This is a genomic window from Variovorax glucosi (assembly GCF_051216695.1).
GTDB lineage: Bacteria > Pseudomonadota > Gammaproteobacteria > Burkholderiales > Burkholderiaceae_C > Variovorax.
In genome coordinates, this window is record NZ_JBPJZE010000002.1 from 692,423 (window position 1) to 710,161 (window position 17,739).

The window sequence follows — 17,739 nt, forward strand, 5'->3', positions numbered from 1 at the left end:
TCAAATGACTTCGCCATCGCACCTGCATTCATCGATGCCCGATCCGCGCACCGCGCCGCGCGAGTTCCTGGAACATATCTACCGCGTCGCCGTCGAGCGCGCACTCCCGCTGGCCAGCATGGGCGCATGTCTTCCGCCGCCGCCAAAGGGCCGCACGCTGGTGATCGGCGCCGGCAAGGCGGGCGGCTCGATGGCGCAGGCGCTGGAAGCGCTGTGGCCCGCGGACGCGCCGCTGTCGGGCCTGATGGTCACGCGCTACGGCCACATTCCGCCGCGTCCCGAAGGTTTGCCGCAGCGCATCGAGCTCGTCGAGGCTTCGCATCCGGTGCCCGACCAGGCCGGATTCGACGCCGCAACACGCATCCTCGCGCTGGCGAGCGGCGCGACGGAAGCACTGACGGCCGACGATCTGGTGCTGTGCTTGATTTCCGGCGGCGGTTCCTCGCTGCTCACGCTGCCTGCCGACGGCCTGACGCTGGCCGACAAGCAGCGCATCAACAAGGAGCTGCTCGACAGCGGCGCCCACATCGGCGAGATGAACTGCGTGCGCAAGCACCTGTCGCGCATCAAGGGCGGGCGGCTGGCCGCGGCCTGCGCACCGGCACAGGTGGTGACGCTGACGATCAGCGACGTGCCGGGCGACGATCCGGCCGTCATCGCCAGCGGCCCGACCGTGCCCGACGCCACCACCTGTGCCGAGGCGCTGGCGATCCTCGACCGCTACCGCATCGAAGTGCCCGCCGCCATCCGCGCGCAACTCAAAGACGGCACGCTCGAAACGCCGAAGCCCGGCGATGCGGCGTTCGACGGTCATGCGACGCACCTGATCGCGACGCCGCAGCAGTCGCTCGAAGCGGCGGCTGCCGTGGCGCGTGCTGCGGGCATCGAGGCGCACATCCTGAGCGACGAGATGGAAGGCGAATCGCGCGAGGTCGGCAAGGTGCAGGGCGCGCTGGCACGCGCCGTGGCGAAGCGCGGGATGCCGTTCGCACGGCCGTGCGTGATCCTGTCGGGCGGCGAGACGACCGTCACGATCCGTCCGCGCCAGCCAGGTCAGGCCAGGGGCCGAGGTGGGCGGGCGGGAGAGTTCTGCCTGGGGCTGGCCGGCGCGCTGGCTGGCCAGCCGGACGTCTGGGCGCTGGCCGCCGACACCGACGGCATCGACGGCATCGAGGACAACGCCGGTGCCTTCGTCACGCCCGACACTCTAGCCCGCGCCGAGGCGACGGGCCGCAAGCTCACCGATCACCTCGATCGCAACGACGCCTACGGCTACTTCGACGCCATCGGCGATCTGCTGGTGACCGGGCCGACGCACACCAACGTCAACGACTTCCGGGCGTTGCTCATACTTTGAAGAACATGGCGCGACAATTGCTCTGAGCGCATGAGCACTATGGGTTCGCGCGTATGCAAGCTGTTCCGCGTCCCCTTAAGTTCCAGTGTCGGCAAATTCCGCCATCCAAGAACGAGCATCCCCGCGACCATGAGCCTCCGCAGCACTCCTCAACCCGTCCGCTTCTTCCACCAGGGACGCATCGTCGAAGTCGGCGGCGTGCATCCGACCCGTTCGGTGCTCGACTGGCTGCGGGAAGACGCGCACTGCACCGGCACAAAGGAAGGCTGCAACGAGGGCGATTGCGGCGCCTGCACCGTGATGGTCGGCGAGCTGGCGGCCGATGGCACGCCGGGCGCCGTCGAAGGACTGTCGCTGCAGACCGTCAATGCCTGCATCCGGTTCCTGCCGACGCTGCATGGCAAGGCGCTGTTCACGGTCGAAGATTTGAAGAAGCACCCGGTGACGACACTGCACCCGGCCCAGCAGGCGATGGTCGAATGCCACGGGTCGCAGTGCGGCTTCTGCACGCCCGGCTTCGTGATGTCGCTCTGGTCGACGTACCGGCAGCACCAGGCCGCCGGCACGCAGCCGACACGCCAGCAGCTCGCCGACGATCTCTCGGGCAACCTCTGCCGCTGCACCGGCTACCGGCCGATCCTCGACGCAGGTCAGCGCATGTTCGACCTGCCTGCGGTTTCGTTCGATGCGAAGCCGGTCGTCGCCGCATTGATGCAGTTGAAGGCCGAGCGCGCCGACGCAGGCTCCAGCTACGCCGCCGCTCGCGACGGCCGCACCGACACCTTCCATTCGCCGACCACGCTCGACCAGCTCGCCGCGCTGCGCGAAGCGATGCCGACGGCGCGCATGCTGGCCGGCGGAACCGACGTGGGCATCTGGGTCAACAAGCAGTTCCGCGATCTCGGCGAGATCCTGTTCGTCGGCGGCGTGCGAGAAATGAAAGTCGTCGAGGTCCGCGGCAGCGGCGATGCGGCCGAGCTGTACATCGGTGCCGGCGCTTCGCTCGAAGCGGCTTGGCGCGCGCTGGTGCAGCGTGCGCCGTCGCTGACCGACGTCTGGCTGCGCTTCGCATCTCCGCCGATCCGCAATGCCGGCACGCTCGGCGGCAACGTCGCCAACGGTTCGCCGATCGGCGATGGCCCCCCGGTGCTGATGGCGCTGGACGCGCAGATCGAACTGCGCAAGGGCGCGCGCGTGCGGCGCATGCCGCTGGACGATTTCTATACCGGCTACATGGCGAACCGGCTGGAAGAGGGCGAGTTCGTGCAGGGGCTCGCGGTTCCGCTGACGGCTTTCGGGCGCCAGGTGCGCGCGTACAAGATCAGCAAGCGTTTCGACTCCGACATCTCGGCGCTGTGCGGCGGTTTTTCCATTGCGCTCGACAGCGGGACGGTCACTGAGGTGCGGCTCGCTTTTGGCGGCACGGCTGCAACCGTCCAGCGCGCGGCGCGGGCCGAGGCTGCGTTGGTCGGCCAGCCGTGGACGCAGGCCAGCGTGAACGCGGCTCGACTTGCGCTCGCCGACGATTTCAAGCCGCTGTCGGACATGCGCGCCTCGGCTGCTTATCGCCTGCAAGTGGCACAGAACCTGTTGCAGCGCTTGTGGCTGGAGACGCGCGCGGACGATCCGCTGCCTACTTCCGCCACCAGTGTCTGGAGCGTGATGCCGCATGCCGCACCGCAAGAACTGGCCGGAGGCGCCTGACATGAACAAGCCCCTGAACGAAACCGACGCCCGTCTTTTCGCGGCGGCGAGCGCCTTCGCCGATTACCGAGCGAACGCTGCTGCCCGAATCGATGTGGATTCCGAAGCGCTGGCGCAGGAGCGCGGCGTGCGCGTTGGCATCAGTCGTCCGCATGAATCCGCCGCGCTGCACGTCGCCGGCGAGGCGAACTACATCGACGACATACCCGAGCTCCAGGGCACGCTGCATTGCGCGCTGGGCTTGTCGCCTGTCGCAGCCGGGCAGCTGACTGCGATGGACCTGGACCGCATCCGCGCGATGCCGGGTATCGTCGCGGTGCTGTCGGCCAACGACATCCCGGGCAGCAACGATTGCGGCTCGATCGTCCACGACGACCCGATCCTCTGCGCGGGCGACATCCGCTATCTTGGGCAGCCGCTGTTCGCCGTCATAGCCGAGAACCGAAATGCCGCGCGCCGCGCCGCGGCCCTTGCGAAGGAAGTCGTCACCGTCGCTGCCGCGCCGCCGGTGCTCACGCCGCGGGACGCCCACGCGCGCGGCCAGTACGTGGTGCCGCCGATGCATCTGGTGCGCAGCGCCAGCGCAGCAGGCGACACGTATGACCGCGAAGCCGAGCAGGCGGCAGTGCGCGCAGCTATCGCCGCCGCGCCGCGCCGGCTGAAGGGCACGCTCGACGTCGGCGGGCAGGAACAGTTCTATCTCGAAGGGCAGATCAGCTACGCGATCCCGAAAGAGGGCGGCGGCATGCATGTGTATTGCTCGACGCAGCATCCAAGCGAGATGCAGCATCTGGTCGCGCATGCGCTGCACCTGCAGGCGAACGAGGTGCATGTCGAATGCCGGCGCATGGGCGGCGGTTTCGGCGGCAAGGAATCGCAGTCGGCGATCTTCGCCTGCGTGGCCGCCGTGGCTGCGGCCCGGCTGCGACGTCCGGTCAAGCTGCGGCTGGACCGCGACGACGACTTCATGATCACCGGCCGGCGTCACTGCTTCTGGTACGACTACGAAGTCGGTTACGACGACCAGGGCCGCATCCTCGGCGCAGAGATCACGATGGTGTCGCGGGCCGGCCATTCGGCCGACCTGTCGGGCCCGGTGATGACGCGGGCGCTTTGCCATTTCGACAACGCCTACTGGCTGCCCGAAGTCGCGCTGCACGGCTTTTCGGGCAAGACGAACACGCAGAGCAACACCGCGTTTCGCGGCTTCGGCGGCCCGCAGGGCGCGATCGCGATCGAAAACATCCTCGACACAGTTGCCCGCACGCTGGGGCGCGACCCGCTCGACGTGCGGCGGCTCAATTTCTACGGCAAGACCGAGCGCAACGTCACGCCGTATGCGCAGACGGTGAGCGACAACATCATTCACGAGCTGGTCGCAGAGCTGGAAGCCACCAGCGACTACCGCGCGCGGCGCGAAGCCATCGCTGCTTTCAACGCGATCAGCCCGGTGCTCAAGCGCGGCATCGCGCTGGCGCCGCTGAAGTTCGGCATTTCGTTCAACGTCAAGCATTTCAACCAGGCCGGCGCGCTGGTGCATGTCTACAACGACGGCTCGATCCTGGTGAACCACGGCGGCACCGAGATGGGTCAGGGATTGAATACCAAGGTGGCGCAGGTCGTGGCGCATGAACTGGGCGTGAGCTTCGAGAGCGTGCGCGTGACCGCTACCGATACCACCAAGGTAGCCAACACATCGGCTACCGCCGCATCGACCGGCGCCGACCTCAACGGCAAGGCCGCTCAGGATGCGGCGCGGCAGATTCGCGAAAGGCTGGCCGCGTGTGCCGCAGCGCGCCACGGCGGCGAAGCGGCAGACGTGCGCTTCGCCAACGACAAGGTCGAGGTTGCCGGCCGCACGCTGACCTTCGCGACCATCGTCGCAGAAGCCTACATCGACAGCGTCCAGCTCTGGTCCGACGGCTTCTATGCCACGCCCGGCCTGAGCTGGAATCGCGACACGCTCAAGGGCCATCCGTTCTTCTACTTCGCCTATGGCGCGGCGGTGAGCGAAGTCGTCGTCGACACGCTGACCGGCGAATGGAAACTGCTGCGCGCGGACATCCTGCACGACGCTGGCCAGTCGCTGAACCCGGCCATCGACATCGGACAGATCGAAGGCGCGTTCATCCAGGGCATGGGCTGGCTGACGACCGAGGAACTGGTCTGGCATCCGCAGAGCGGCAAGCTCACGACGCACGCACCCAGTACCTACAAGATACCGACCGCGAACGACTGCCCGCCGGTCTTCAATGTGCGGCTCTACGACAGCCCGGCGCAGGTCGATTCGATTCATCGCAGCAAGGCCGTCGGCGAGCCGCCGCTGCTGCTGCCGTTTTCGGTGTTCTTCGCGATCCGCGATGCCGTGTCGTCGGTCGCCGGCCATCGCGTCGACCCGCCGCTGCGTGCGCCTGCGACCAGCGAAGCCATCCTGAATGCGATCAACGCGGTAGCGGCCGTGCAGGCCTGAGTCGTGAACCTCGACCGGATCGATCTTCATCTGATCCGCGTGCTGCACACGGTGCTTACCGAGCGCAGCGTGTCGCGCGCGGCCATCAGGCTGGGCATGTTCCAGCCGGCGGTGTCGGCGTCGCTCAAGCGGCTGCGTGCGCTGTCGGGCGATCCGTTGCTGGTGAGGTCGGGCGCGATCATGGTACCGACCGATGTCGCGCTCCGGATGATCGAGCCGGCCGCCGGCATCCTGCGCGCTGCCGAGGCCATGTTCAGCGGCTCCCGCGCCTTCGATCCGCAGACCGCGACCGACACCTTCCGCATCGCGGCCAGCGACTATCTCGACCCGCTGTTCCTGCCGATGCTCGTTGCCGAGCTCAAGGCGAAGGCACCGCTTTGCCGCGTCGAGATCCATCCGCTGTCCGCCGATTCCGACTACCACGGTCACCTGGCGCAGGGCGACTTCGACCTGGTCGTCGGCAACTGGCAGGAGCCGCCCGGCGACCTGCACATGGCACGGCTGTTCGACGACGAGATCGTGTCGCTGGTGAGCGCCGACCATCCGGCCGCGCGCCGCGGCTGGGACGTTGCGGCCTGGCTTGCGGCCGAACACATCGCGCCGATGCCGACGCATCCCGGCGCGCGCGGCATCATCGACCAGATGCTCGACACGCTGGGCCTGGAACGCAACATCGCCGCCCGCTGCGCGCACTTCGGGCTGATCCCCGACATGGTTGCCGCGACCCGGCTGGTGCTGACCACCGGACGACAGTACTGCGCGCGTTTCGCCGAACGGCTGCCGGTGAAGATCCTGGCTTGCCCGGTGGAGATGCCGCGGCTCGTCTACTACCAGCTCTGGCACGAGCGCACGCACACGTCGAATGCGGCGCGCTGGTTGCGCGACCGCACCAAGGCGGTGGCCACCCTGCTTCGCTGACCGTGCGAGTGGCCTGTTTCCTGCTTCCTGCTTTCATCCCAAGAACAAAAGACATGAGCACATCCAGACTCGAACTCGCCCACATCACCAAGCGCTATCCCGCGGTGGTCGCCAACAGCGACGTTTCGCTGATCGTCCAGCCCGGCGAGACGCATGCCGTGCTCGGCGAGAACGGCGCCGGCAAGTCGACGCTGATGAAGATCATCTACGGCTCGGTCAAGCCCGACGAAGGCAGCGTAAGCTTCAACGGCCAGACCGTGAACGTGCGCAATCCGCAGGAGGCGCGGGCGCTGGGCATCAGCATGGTGTTCCAGCATTTCAGCCTGTTCGACACGCTGACCGTGGCCGAGAATGTCTGGCTCGGCCTGGACAAGAGCCTGGCGCTGGCCGAAGTCACGCGCCGCATCAGCGCCAAGGCGGGCGAGTACGGGCTTGACATCGACCCGTCGCGGCCTGTTCACACGCTGTCGGTCGGCGAGATGCAGCGCGTGGAGATCATCCGTGCGTTGCTGACCGACCCGAAGCTGCTGATCCTCGACGAGCCGACCTCGGTGCTCACCCCGCAGGCGGTCGTGAAGCTGTTCGTCGTGCTGAAGAAGCTGGCTTCCGAAGGCTGCAGCATCCTGTACATCAGCCACAAGCTGCATGAGATTCGCGAGCTCTGCACCGCCTGCACCGTGCTGCGCGGCGGCGAGGTGACCGGCGTCTGCAATCCGCAGAACGAGAGCAACGAATCGCTCTCGCGGCTGATGATCGGCGCCGAGCCGCCGCCGCTGCAGCATCGCGCGGTCAAGACAGGCGCGGTAGCCCTGCGCGTGAACGACCTGCGGCTGGCGCGCGAAGACCAGTTCGGCGTCGACCTCGACGGCATCTCGATGGACGTTCGGGGCGGCGAGGTCGTCGGTATCGCGGGCGTTTCGGGCAATGGGCAGCGGGAGTTGCTCTATGCGCTGTCGGGCGAAGACACGCGCGCCGAGCCGTCGATGATCGAAGTCTTCGGCAAGCCGGCTGCGCGTCTGCGGCCCCGGCAGCGCCGTGCGCTCGGCGTGCATTTCGTACCTGAAGAACGGCTCGGTCGCGGCGCGGTGCCGACGCTGAGCCTGGCGCACAACATGTTGCTCACGCGCAGCAACGCGGTCGGCAGCTCCGGCTGGATCCGCACCGGTCAGCTCGCGACGCATGCGGCGGAAATCATCCGGCGCTTCAACGTCAAGGCGGGCGGTCCGGGGTCGGCGGCGCGGTCGCTGTCGGGCGGCAATCTGCAGAAATTCATCGTCGGCCGCGAGATCGATGCGAACCCGAAGATCTTCATCGTTTCCCAGCCGACCTGGGGCGTGGACGTTGGCGCGGCAGCGCTGATCCGCAACGAGATCCTCGCGCTGCGCGACGCCGGCTGCGCGGTGCTGGTGGTCAGCGAGGAACTGGACGAGCTGTTCGAGATCAGCGACCGGCTCTATGTGATCGCCAAGGGCAGGCTGTCGCCTTCGGTCGACCGCGCCGCTGCAACCGTGCCGAAGATTGGCGAATGGATGAGCGGGCTCTGGGACGCCGCTGCGGAAACGAACCGGAAGGAGTCGGCTCATGCTCAAGCTTGAACCGCGTCCGCAACTCTCGCGCTTCTGGACCTACGGCTCGCCGATCCTGGCGCTGCTGGTGACCGTCGCCATCGGCGCTGCGCTGTTCGCGCTGCTCGGCAAGGACCCGGTTAAAGGGTTGCTGGTGTTCTTTTGGGAGCCGATCAAGAGCGGCTATGCGCTCGGCGAACTGATGGTCAAGGCGACGCCGTTGCTGATCATCGCGCTCGGGCTGGCGGTGTGCTTTCGCTCCAACGTCTGGAACATCGGCGCCGAGGGCCAGTTCGTGATCGGCGCCATCGCGGCGGGTTATGTCGCGCTGCAGGCCGACAAGAGCACCGGCGCCTGGATCGTCGGCGCGATCCTGCTGGCGGGCGTGGCTGGCGGCATGCTGTGGGCGGGCATCGTCGCGTTGCTGCGCGACCGCTTCAACGCCAATGAAATCCTGGTCAGCCTGATGCTGGTCTATGTCGCGACGCTGCTGCTGGGTTACATGGTGTCGGGGCCGCTGAAGGACCCGATGGGCTTCAACTTTCCGCAGACGAAGACCTTCGATCCGGTAACGCAGATTCCGCGCCTCATCAAGGGTTCGCGGGTGAGTGTCGGTTTGCTGATCGCGCTGGTCGGCGCGGGTGCGCTGTGGGTGTTTTTGTTTCGCACAAGGGCCGGATTCGCGCAGCAGATCGGCGGATTGGCGCCGGCTGCGGCGCGTTACGCGGGCTTTTCTTCGCGGCGCGCGGTGTGGATCGCGCTGCTGACATCCGGCGGTGCTGCAGGCCTTGCCGGCGCGCTCGAAGTCGCTGGTCCCATCGGACAGCTCACGCCATATGTGCCGGCCGGCTATGGCTTCGCGGCCATCATCGTGGCCTTCGTCGGGCGGCTGCATCCGGTCGGGATGATCTTCTCGGCGATCCTGATGAGCATGTTCTATATCGGCGGCGAGCTGGCACAGTCGCGGCTCGGGCTGCCGAAGTCGCTGACCGGCGTGTTCCAGGGTCTGCTGCTGTTCACGCTGCTGGCCTGCGACACGTTGATCGCCTACCGCATACGCCGCAAGCTGACACCGAAATTGACGAAAGCGGGTGCCTGACATGGAAAACTACGCGCTCCTCATCGGCTCCGCACTCAGCGCCGGCACCGTGCTGGCGCTGGCCGCGCTGGGCCTGCTCATCAACGAGAAGGCCGGCATCGTCAACCTCGGCGCCGAGGGCACGATGCTGTGCGCGGCCATCGCCGGTTTCGCGACCGTGGCGACGACGCGCAATCCGTGGCTCGGTTTTTTGGCCGGGATGGCTGCCGGCGCTTTCCTCGCGGCGATCTTCGGCGTGCTGGTGATCTGGCTCAACACCAACCAGTATGCGACCGGACTGGCATTGAGCCTGTTCGGCGTCGGCTTCTCGGCCTTTGCGGGCATCTCCTTCGTGCAGGCCAAGCTACCGGAAACCGTGTCGTACGCGCTGCCGGTGCTGGGCGACATTCCGCTGATCGGGCCGGCGCTGTTCCGGCATCACCCGATGGTGTATTTCGCGATGGCGGTGACGGCTTTCCTGATCTGGTTCCTGTACCGCACGCGGTCGGGACTGGTATTGCGCTCGGTCGGCGAGTCGCCCGAGTCGGCCCATGCGCTGGGCTATCCGGTACGGCGCATCCGCTTCATGGCGGTGGTTGCGGGCGGCGCGCTGTGCGGTCTGGCCGGCGCGTATCTGTCGACGGTCTACACGCCGCTGTGGGTCGAGGGCATGGTCGCCGGACGCGGCTGGATCGCGCTCGCGCTGACCACGTTTGCCACTTGGCGGCCGGTGCGGGTGCTGCTCGGCGCGTATCTGTTCGGCGGTGTCTCGATGCTCGGCTTCCATCTGCAGAGCACCGGCATCGACGTGCCAAGCCAGTTCCTGAGCATGCTGCAGTACATCGCGCCGATCGTGGTGCTGGTGCTGATCTCGCGCAATCCGGCGTTCATCCGCATCAACATGCCGGCCTCCATCGGGAAGCCGTTCTACCCCGGCTCATAATTTCGCGTCCTGTTGGCCTGTGCGCCACGACTTTCCCGCAACCTGTCCTCCGAGGATTTCGACAATGAACGATTTGAACAAGCGCTCCCTGCTAAAGCTCGCCGCCCTCACGGCCGTCGCTTCCGCCGCCCTGATCGGCTGCGGCAAGAAGGAAGATGCACCCGCGCCCGCAGCCGCCGCGCCGGCCGCGCCCGCACCGGCAGCCGCCGCAGCACCGGCGCCGCTGAACATCGCTTTCGCCTATGTCGGCCCGGTCGGCGACGGCGGCTGGTCCTTTGCGCACGACAACGGCCGCAAGGCGCTGGAGAAGGAATTTGGCGCCAAGATCAAGACGACTTTCGTCGAGAGCGTGCCTGAATCGGCCGATGCCGAGCGCGTGTTCCGCGACTTCGTCGGCCAGGGCAACAAGCTGATCTTCGGCACCACCTTCGGCTACATGGAGCCGATGCTGAAGGTCGCGGCCGACAGCAAGGACGTGAAGTTCGAGCACGCGACCGGTTACAAGACCGGCGAGAACATGCGCACCTACGACAGCCGCACCTATGAAGGCGCTTACATGGCCGGCATCATCGCCGGCGGCATGACCAAGACCAACACGCTCGGCGTCGTCGGCTCGGTGCCGATTCCCGAAGTGCTGCGCAACATCAACAGCTTCACGCTGGGCGCGCAATCGGTGAATCCGAAGATCACGACCAAGGTCGTGTGGGTCAACGAATGGTTCAGCCCGCCGAAAGAGACCGAAGCCGCGACCGCGCTCATCAACGGCGGCGCCGACGTGCTGTTCCAGAACACCGATTCGCCAGCCGTGCTCAAGACCGCGCAGGAAAAGGGCAAGCGCGCTTTCGGCTGGGATTCGGACATGACCGCCTACGGCCCGAAGGCCCATCTGGCATCGGCCATCATCAACTGGGCGCCGTACTACATCAAGGCCACCCAGGACGCGCTCGACGGCAAGTGGGCGACCGGCCAGGCCTGGTGGGGCGTGAAGGAAGGCGCGATCGACATCGTGTCGGTGGCAGAAGACGTGCCGGCCGAGATCAAGACCAAGGTCGACACGGTGAAGGCCGGCCTGAAGGACGGCAGCTTCTCGATCTGGAAGGGCCCGATCGTCGGCCAGGACGGCAAGGAACTGATCGCCGGCGGCGCAGTCGCGGACGACAAGTTCCTGTCGGGCGTGAACTTCTACGTCAAGGGTGTCGAAGGCAAGGTACCGGGCGGCGACAAGAAATAAGGTAGATCCAAACGGTTCAGGAGGTGCGGGGTGCGGCAGCCGATGTGCCCCGCCGCCCGAGCCAGACCTGGAGCAATGCCAGCAGCGCGAGCATCGGCATCAGCAGCTCCAGCGTTTCTTCAAGGCTCAACATCGCCAGCCAGAGCAGCGCCGGCAACCTGCCGTGCATGCCCAGCTCGATCAACGCCACCGGCGTGTGTTCGAGAAAGCCGACGAACAGCGCCACGGCGACGAACATCAGTGCCGTGGCGACGGGCCGGCGCCGATGCGGACGTGTATCGGCCTGACGCCGGCCGACGCCGTACTGCAACACCAGCCATGCACCGGACAAGGCCAGCAGCACCGCGACCGCGAAGGTGCCTATGGTGTTCAGATCCAGTACATCGGCCTCGCTGGCGGCAAGAGCGAGCAGCACGATGCCCAGCGCCGTCTTGTCGGCCACGCCGAGCGAAGCGCGCTGCGTCGCCAGCACGCCCACGATCGCCATCAGGTAGAGCAGGATCGTCACTGTTTCCAGCGGGCCGCCTTCGCGGACCAGGTCGGCTGCAAGCGCTCCAGGCATCAGCAGGCCGATACACATGGCCGCGACAAAGCAGAGCAGCACCGCGTACCGGCTGGCGTTGCAGTGCAGCAGGGCACGCGCGACCGGATGCGTCGCTTCGGGCACCGAGACTTCGCCTGCGCTGCGATGTCCTGCGATCGTCGACAGCGCCAGTCCGACCGCTCCCGCGATGGCCGTACCGAACGCGGCTCCAGCCACGATGTCGAGCGGGAAGTGGATGCCCAGGTAGATGCGCGACCAGGCGGTGACTGCGGCCATCACCATTACGCCGATACCGGTCGGGCGCAAGGCCGGATGCAGAAGCAGCATGGCCGCGACCGCGAACATGACGGCTGCGTGCGTGCTCGGCAAACCGCCGCGTGCGCCATGCGCGATGTGCGACGGGCTCGCCCCGGTCATGAACGGCCTCGGCGAATCCAGCGCGGCCGCGATGTCCTTGGTCAGCATGGCGGTCGCCACGGCGACGGCCAGCGCGATCAGGAGGTAGGGTGCGCGGCGGGGTTTGCGGATGCCGGCAACCAGCATCAGCGCAGCGGCAAGCCACGGTCCCGCTTCCGTCGCGAAGGCGGCGATGGCGAGCACGCGCGAATCGGGCGCGAAGCCGCCGGCGATGGCATCGAACAGGGCGAGATTCAGGCTTTGCATGGCGCCGGAGCTTATCGGAGAGGTTTAGCCGGGAACTTCGAATTTGTCTCTGAACGCATCGCAGAACGCGGGCGATCCGCTCAGCGTAAAAGTCACGGTTGTGCGTGCCGACGCTCCGGTTTCATCGGTGCGCTGCACTTCGCAGTCCCATTCGCCGCCGTCTTCCAGTCCGGCATTCGCACCGAAAGCTGCGGTCGCCCAGTTCCGTACGCAGTCGATCTCGGCAAACAGGGCGGGCAGCCGTTCGGCCGTGACGGAGGCCATCGCGTCGAAGCTGCCATGGCCGTCTTCTTCGTCGCTGAAGTCGAAATCGAGGTAATCGAGTTGCATGAGGCAATGTCTCCCTGGCCTCAGCGCGGACTGCCGAGCTTGTCGACCAGCACCGCGCTCGCTTCGTTGAGCCCGATCACCTCGACGGTGCTCCCGTGCTTCTGCAGCCGCTTGACCACCTTGTCGAGCGCACCCACGGCGGTCACGTCCCAGAAGTGAGCTTGCGTCACGTCGATGCGCACGGGTCGGTTTTCGGTGTCGAGCGTGTCGAAGGCGTCGACGAACACATCGGCCGAGGCGAAGAAGATCTGGCCGCGCACGCGGTAGGTGCGCAGCGTCGGCGAATCTTCCGATGTCACGTCCATCAGTCGCGCGACCTTGAAGGTGAAGAACACGCCGCTGAGCAGCACGCCCACTGCCACGCCGGCCGCCAGGTTGTCGGTCGCGACCGTGACGGCCACCGTCGCCAGCATCACCGCGCTCGATAGACGCGGATGACGCACCACCGCGCGCAGCGATCCCCAGTCGAAGGTCGATGCCGACACCATCACCATGATCGCCACCAGCGCAGCCACGGGCACCTGCGACACCCACGGCTTCAGCAGCACCATCAGCACAAGCAGGAATACGCCCGCGAACAGCGTCGACAGCCGGCCGCGACCACCGTAGCGCACGTTGCTCACGGTCTGGCCGATCATTCCGCAGCCGGCGATGCCGCCGAACAGGCTGGCCGCGATGTTCGCCAGGCCGAGCCCGCTGCATTCGCGGTTCTTGTTGCTGGGCGTGTCGGTAAGTTCGTCGACCACGCTGGCCGTCATCATCGATTCGAGCAGCCCGACCATCGCGATCGCCAGCGCGGGCAGGGCGATCAGGCGCAGCGTGTCGAGCGTCAACGGCACGCCGGGCCAGCCGAACGTCGGCATCGAATCCGGCAGCAGGCCGAGGTCGGCGACCGTCTTCACCGGCAGGCCGAACCACGAGGCCGCGAGCGTCAGCACCACGATGCAGACCAGCGGCGACGGTACGGCCGTGGTCAGGCGCGGCAGGCCGTAGATGACGACCAGGCCCAGCGCCAGCATCGCCCAGGTGGCGGGGTTCGCGCCCATCAGGTGTGGCAGCTGCGCAGTGAAGATCAGGATCGCCAGCGCATTGACGAAGCCGGTGCGCACCGAGCTCGACACGAACCGCATCAGCACGCCAAGTTTCAGCAAGCCGAAAAGCACCTGGATCAGCCCCGCCAGCACGCCGGCGGCCAGCAGATAGGGCAGCCCGTGCGCGTGCACCAGCGGCGCCGCGACGAGCGCTACCGAACCGGCTGCAGCGGAAATCATCGCCGGCCGGCCGCCGAAGAAGGCGATCACGATGCTGATGACGAACGACGCGAACAGCCCGACGGCAGGATCGACGCCAGCCACGAACGAAAACGCGATCACCTCGGGTACCAGCGCGAAGGTGGCGACGGCGCCGGCCATCAGTTCGCGGGGTATGTTCGTGAGCCAGTCGGCGCGGATTCGGGAAATCTTCATGGGCGGCGATGGTAGGCGAAGCAGATGACTCGATTTAGAGTGCGGAACATGAACCTCCCCACCTCCACCGGAACCTACGATCCACGTTTCGACGGCATCCCCGCCGAACGGCTGCCCGAATTGCTGCAGGCGATGCCCAAGGCCGAACTGCACATGCACATCGAAGGCTCGCTCGAACCCGAGCTGATCTTCGCGCTGGCGCAGCGCAACGGCGTCGCCTTGCCCTATGCCGATGTCGAGGCGCTGCGCCGCGCCTACGCCTTTACCGACCTGCAGAGTTTTCTGGACATCTATTACGCCGGCGCCAGCGTGCTGCTGAAAGAGCAGGATTTCTACGACATGGCCTGGGCGTATCTCGAGCGCGCGGCCGCCGATCATGTGGTCCGAACCGAGATGTTCTTCGATCCGCAGACGCACACCGCGCGGGGCGTGCCGATGGGCACCGTCATCGCGGGCCTGCACCGCGCCTGCGTCGATGCGCAGGACAAGCTCGGCGTCAGTGCTGCGTTGATCCTGTGTTTCCTGCGGCACCTGAGCGAGGAAGACGCCATCGCCACGCTCGACGAAGCGTTGCCGTTCCGCGCGCAGTTCATCGGCGTCGGACTGGATTCGAGCGAGGTCGGCCATCCGCCCGAGAAGTTCGCGCGCGTTTTCGCGCGCTGCCGCGAGCTCGGCCTGCGGCTGGTCGCGCATGCGGGCGAGGAAGGGCCGCCGGCTTATGTCTGGAGCGCGCTCGACGTGTTGAAGGTCGAGCGTATCGACCATGGCGTGCAGAGCGCCAAGGACCCCGAACTCATGAAGCGGCTGGCCGCCGACCGCATACCGCTGACCGTCTGTCCGCTCTCGAACCTGAAGCTCTGCGTATTCCCGGATCTGTCGCAGCACAACCTGCGCGAACTGGTTGATGCCGGACTGGTCGCCACCGTCAATTCCGATGACCCGGCCTATTTCGGCGGCTACATGAACGACAACTTCCTGCAGACCTTCGCAGCGACGGGGCTCACGGTGCGGCATGCATGGCAGCTGGCTGCGAACAGCTTCGTGGGCAGCTTCATCGAGGACGAGGAGCGGCAGCGTTATGTCGCACGGCTGGATAACTGCTTCGCCGGTTTTATTTCGCAAGTTTCGTAATACCCTCGGTCCTGGCGGTTGTCCGGCCGCCGACGGTTGCGGCGACAGCGAGGTACGTCCATGTTTCTGGATTTCGTTCAGGGTGCTTCGCTCATGCTGGCGCTGTGCTGGCTTCAAGCCGCGAGCCTCAGGTTCTGGCGCGACCGCACCGTGCCCAGACAGCTCACGTCGGGGCTGCTGTTCGGCTTGATCTGCGCCGTCGGAATGCTTTTTCCGGTCACGCTTTCCCCGGGGGTGATCATCGACGCGCGATCGGTGGTGATCGCGATCGCCGCGCTACTGGGCGGACCTCTCGTCGGCGGCGTGACTTACGTCGTGGCTGCGCTGATGCGTTGGTGGATCGGCGGCGCGGGCATGATCGCCGGAGTCGTCGGCATGCTGATCCCTCTGGCGCTCGGTCTGGGCTATCGCAAGTTCGTGGCGCGGCGGAAATACAAGCTGGGCGCGATGCAGTTCCTGCTGTTCGGGGTTGTCGTGCAGGTCTTCAACCTGCTTCTCGCCGCCCTGTTGTCGAACGTGCTTTCCGGAGAGACGCGCCAGGTCTTCGCCCTGTTTCTCGTCGTGCTTCCGCTTTTCACGATGGGCATGGGCCTGCTGCTGCTCGACATCGACGCGCGGGTCCGTGTCATCGATGCGCTTTCGCAAAGCGAAGCAGGATTGCGCGCTCTGGTCAGCGCGGTACCGGACATCCTGCTGGTGATCGATGAGGACGGGCATTACCTGCACGTGGTGTCGCCTTACCGCGCCACGCTGTACGGAAACGCGCCCGATCTCGTGGGTCAACGCATGAGCGACGTGCTGCCGGCAAGCGATGCCGAATTGTTCATGGGCCTCGTACGGCGCGCGCTGCACAGCAGCGTGCCGCAGGAACTCGAATACACGGCTGTGCACGATGGCGTGAAGCGCACTTTCGAGGTTCGTGCCGGAAAGATGGACGAGCAGTTCGGCGGCAGGCGATCGGTGGTCCTCGTCACGCGCGACGTGACGCAGCGGAGGGCGGCCGAAGAGCAGCTGCTGACGCTGACGATGTATGACCCGCTGACCGATCTGCCCAACCGCAGACTGTTCCTCGCGCAGTTGCCCCTGGCGCGTCGGGAGAGCGCCTCGAATCGTCGTTTCGCCGCTGTGATCAATATCGACCTGGACGACTTCGCGGATTTCAACGATCTCAACGGAAACCGGGCTGGCGACCAGATGCTGCGTTCGGCGGCGGAAAGCCTTGCAGCGCTGGTGCCGCCGGGCGGAATGCTGGCCCGGCTGGGCGGCGACGAATTCGTGATGCTGCTCGAAGCGTTGCCGATGGAGGAGCAAGCGGCGGCGGCAGTGGCAGCGCGCATCGCCCGGCGAGCCATCGAGGCTGTCAGCCTGGTCGTCGTCGCCGCAGCCGGACCGGGTGCGCCGGAGCCGTCGCGCGTGACGGCCAGTGCCGGGATCGCGCTGTTCCGGGACCTCAACGACAACGACAACCCGATGCGGCGCGCCAACGTCGCGCTGAATGCGGCAAAAGCCGATGGCAAGAGCCGGGTGCGCATCTACGATCCGCTGATCCAGGATGCCATCAGCGCCCGGCTGATGCTGGAGGGCGAGATCCGTCTGGGCCTGCAGCGCGACGAGTTCGTCGTGCATTACCAGCTTCAACTCGACGCCGTGCGGCGGATCACCGGTGTCGAGGCGCTGGTGCGCTGGCAGCACCCGGTGCGCGGGCTGCTCTATCCGGCCGATTTCCTGGCTGTCGCCGACGCTGCCGGCCTTCTGCACGAACTCGACATGCAGGTGCTTGCCCGTGCCTGCAGACAACTCGCCGTCTGGGCCAACGAGGCCTTCAGCGCGCCGCTGGTGATTTCGGTCAACGTCGACGCCTTCCAGCTGTCCCGCGTCACCTTCGCAAGCGAAGTCATGGAAGTCCTCGACAAGAGCGGAGCCGATGCCAGCCGGCTGAAGCTCGAGCTGACGGAGACCGCCTTGGTCAACGACACCGCGCTCGCCACCCGCCACATGATGGCGCTCAAGGCGCGGGGCGTGCGCTTCGCGCTGGACGATTTCGGCACCGGTTATTCGTCGATGGCCTATCTGCAGCAGCTGCCGCTCGACCAGCTGAAGATCGACCAGTCGTTCGTGCGCGGCCTGCCGGCGGATGCCGGCAGCCTGGCGATCGTCAGGGCCATCGTCGCGCTGGCCGACAGCTTCGGCTTCGAGGTGCTGGCAGAAGGTGTCGAGACCGAGGCGCAGCGCGAAGTGCTGGCGGCGCACGGCTGCCGTCACTACCAGGGCTATCTTTTCGCGCGGCCGTTGCCGGTGGAGGCGGTCGAACGGATGCTTCGGGTCGAGTTCGCCTGAAG

13 protein-coding genes are annotated in these 17,739 nt (G+C 66.6%); 10 read left to right on the top strand and 3 right to left on the bottom strand.

Features of this window, described 5'->3' with window-relative positions; genetic code table 11:
- Positions 1-34 precede the first annotated feature (34 nt).
- The 8 genes from ACSFA3_RS11605 (at position 35) to ACSFA3_RS11640 (ending at position 11,266) form a co-directional block, all read left to right on the top strand.
- A complete protein-coding gene (locus ACSFA3_RS11605; RefSeq protein ID WP_435506212.1) occupies positions 35-1,357 on the top strand; it encodes a glycerate kinase type-2 family protein in 1,323 nt (440 codons plus the stop codon).
- A gap of 129 nt (positions 1,358-1,486) precedes the next feature.
- Positions 1,487-3,061 (top strand): xanthine dehydrogenase small subunit, encoded by a 1,575-nt coding sequence (xdhA, locus tag ACSFA3_RS11610; protein WP_435505590.1) that lies wholly within the window; start codon positions 1,487-1,489, stop codon positions 3,059-3,061.
- A 1-nt stretch (position 3,062) separates the two neighbouring features.
- On the top strand, positions 3,063-5,531 hold the full coding sequence (gene xdhB, locus ACSFA3_RS11615) for a xanthine dehydrogenase molybdopterin binding subunit (protein ID WP_435505591.1): 2,469 nt from the start codon (positions 3,063-3,065) through the stop codon (positions 5,529-5,531).
- A gap of 3 nt (positions 5,532-5,534) precedes the next feature.
- Positions 5,535-6,449, top strand: coding sequence for a LysR family transcriptional regulator (locus tag ACSFA3_RS11620; protein ID WP_435505592.1), 915 nt, complete (start codon positions 5,535-5,537; stop codon positions 6,447-6,449).
- 53 nt (positions 6,450-6,502) lie between these two features.
- Positions 6,503-8,044, top strand: a complete 1,542-nt coding sequence (locus tag ACSFA3_RS11625; protein WP_435505593.1) for an ABC transporter ATP-binding protein — start codon at positions 6,503-6,505, stop codon at positions 8,042-8,044.
- Entirely contained in the window at positions 8,031-9,113 is a 1,083-nt protein-coding gene (locus tag ACSFA3_RS11630; RefSeq protein ID WP_435505594.1) for an ABC transporter permease, read from the top strand. The genes ACSFA3_RS11625 and ACSFA3_RS11630 overlap by 14 nt, the downstream gene beginning before the upstream one ends.
- 1 nt (position 9,114) lies before the next feature.
- Complete coding sequence (locus tag ACSFA3_RS11635; RefSeq protein ID WP_435505595.1) at positions 9,115-10,035, top strand: ABC transporter permease; 921 nt, start codon at positions 9,115-9,117, stop codon at positions 10,033-10,035.
- Positions 10,036-10,099: 64 nt separating this feature from the next.
- Entirely contained in the window at positions 10,100-11,266 is a 1,167-nt protein-coding gene (locus ACSFA3_RS11640) for a BMP family ABC transporter substrate-binding protein (RefSeq protein WP_435505596.1), read from the top strand.
- Between the two features lie 16 nt (positions 11,267-11,282).
- On the opposite strand, the gene ACSFA3_RS11645 is transcribed toward ACSFA3_RS11640, so the two are convergent.
- The 3 genes from ACSFA3_RS11645 to ACSFA3_RS11655 are packed head-to-tail and all read right to left on the bottom strand — an operon-like array spanning position 11,283 to position 14,269.
- Positions 11,283-12,473 (bottom strand): phosphatase PAP2 family protein, encoded by a 1,191-nt coding sequence (locus ACSFA3_RS11645; protein WP_435505597.1) that lies wholly within the window; start codon positions 12,471-12,473, stop codon positions 11,283-11,285.
- Between the two features lie 24 nt (positions 12,474-12,497).
- Entirely contained in the window at positions 12,498-12,803 is a 306-nt protein-coding gene (locus tag ACSFA3_RS11650; protein WP_435505598.1) for a hypothetical protein, read from the bottom strand.
- A 20-nt stretch (positions 12,804-12,823) separates the two neighbouring features.
- Complete coding sequence (locus tag ACSFA3_RS11655; protein WP_435505599.1) at positions 12,824-14,269, bottom strand: SulP family inorganic anion transporter; 1,446 nt, start codon at positions 14,267-14,269, stop codon at positions 12,824-12,826.
- 48 nt (positions 14,270-14,317) lie between these two features.
- On the opposite strand from ACSFA3_RS11655, the gene ACSFA3_RS11660 reads away from it, so the two are divergent.
- Together ACSFA3_RS11660 and ACSFA3_RS11665 are read left to right on the top strand one after the other, a co-directional pair.
- Entirely contained in the window at positions 14,318-15,400 is a 1,083-nt protein-coding gene (locus tag ACSFA3_RS11660; protein WP_435505600.1) for an adenosine deaminase, read from the top strand.
- Positions 15,401-15,460: 60 nt separating this feature from the next.
- The gene (locus ACSFA3_RS11665; protein ID WP_435505601.1) at positions 15,461-17,737 is read left to right on the top strand and encodes a putative bifunctional diguanylate cyclase/phosphodiesterase; all 2,277 of its coding nucleotides are present in this window, start codon (positions 15,461-15,463) and stop codon (positions 17,735-17,737) included.
- The last annotated feature ends 2 nt before the right edge of the window (positions 17,738-17,739 follow it).

Bases quoted from the DNA above. Each gene is read 5' to 3' on its own strand.
- ACSFA3_RS11605 (WP_435506212.1), top strand. From the start codon at position 35: ATGCCCGATCCGCGCACCGCGCCGCGCGAGTTCCTGGAACATATCTAC.
- xdhA (WP_435505590.1), top strand. From the start codon at position 1,487: ATGAGCCTCCGCAGCACTCCTCAACCCGTCCGCTTCTTCCACCAGGGA.
- xdhB (WP_435505591.1), top strand. From the start codon at position 3,063: ATGAACAAGCCCCTGAACGAAACCGACGCCCGTCTTTTCGCGGCGGCG.
- ACSFA3_RS11625 (WP_435505593.1), top strand. From the start codon at position 6,503: ATGAGCACATCCAGACTCGAACTCGCCCACATCACCAAGCGCTATCCC.
- ACSFA3_RS11630 (WP_435505594.1), top strand. From the start codon at position 8,031: ATGCTCAAGCTTGAACCGCGTCCGCAACTCTCGCGCTTCTGGACCTAC.
- ACSFA3_RS11635 (WP_435505595.1), top strand. From the start codon at position 9,115: ATGGAAAACTACGCGCTCCTCATCGGCTCCGCACTCAGCGCCGGCACC.
- ACSFA3_RS11640 (WP_435505596.1), top strand. From the start codon at position 10,100: ATGAACGATTTGAACAAGCGCTCCCTGCTAAAGCTCGCCGCCCTCACG.
- ACSFA3_RS11645 (WP_435505597.1), bottom strand. From the start codon at position 12,473: ATGCAAAGCCTGAATCTCGCCCTGTTCGATGCCATCGCCGGCGGCTTC.
- ACSFA3_RS11650 (WP_435505598.1), bottom strand. From the start codon at position 12,803: ATGCAACTCGATTACCTCGATTTCGACTTCAGCGACGAAGAAGACGGC.
- ACSFA3_RS11655 (WP_435505599.1), bottom strand. From the start codon at position 14,269: ATGAAGATTTCCCGAATCCGCGCCGACTGGCTCACGAACATACCCCGC.
- ACSFA3_RS11660 (WP_435505600.1), top strand. From the start codon at position 14,318: ATGAACCTCCCCACCTCCACCGGAACCTACGATCCACGTTTCGACGGC.
- ACSFA3_RS11665 (WP_435505601.1), top strand. From the start codon at position 15,461: ATGTTTCTGGATTTCGTTCAGGGTGCTTCGCTCATGCTGGCGCTGTGC.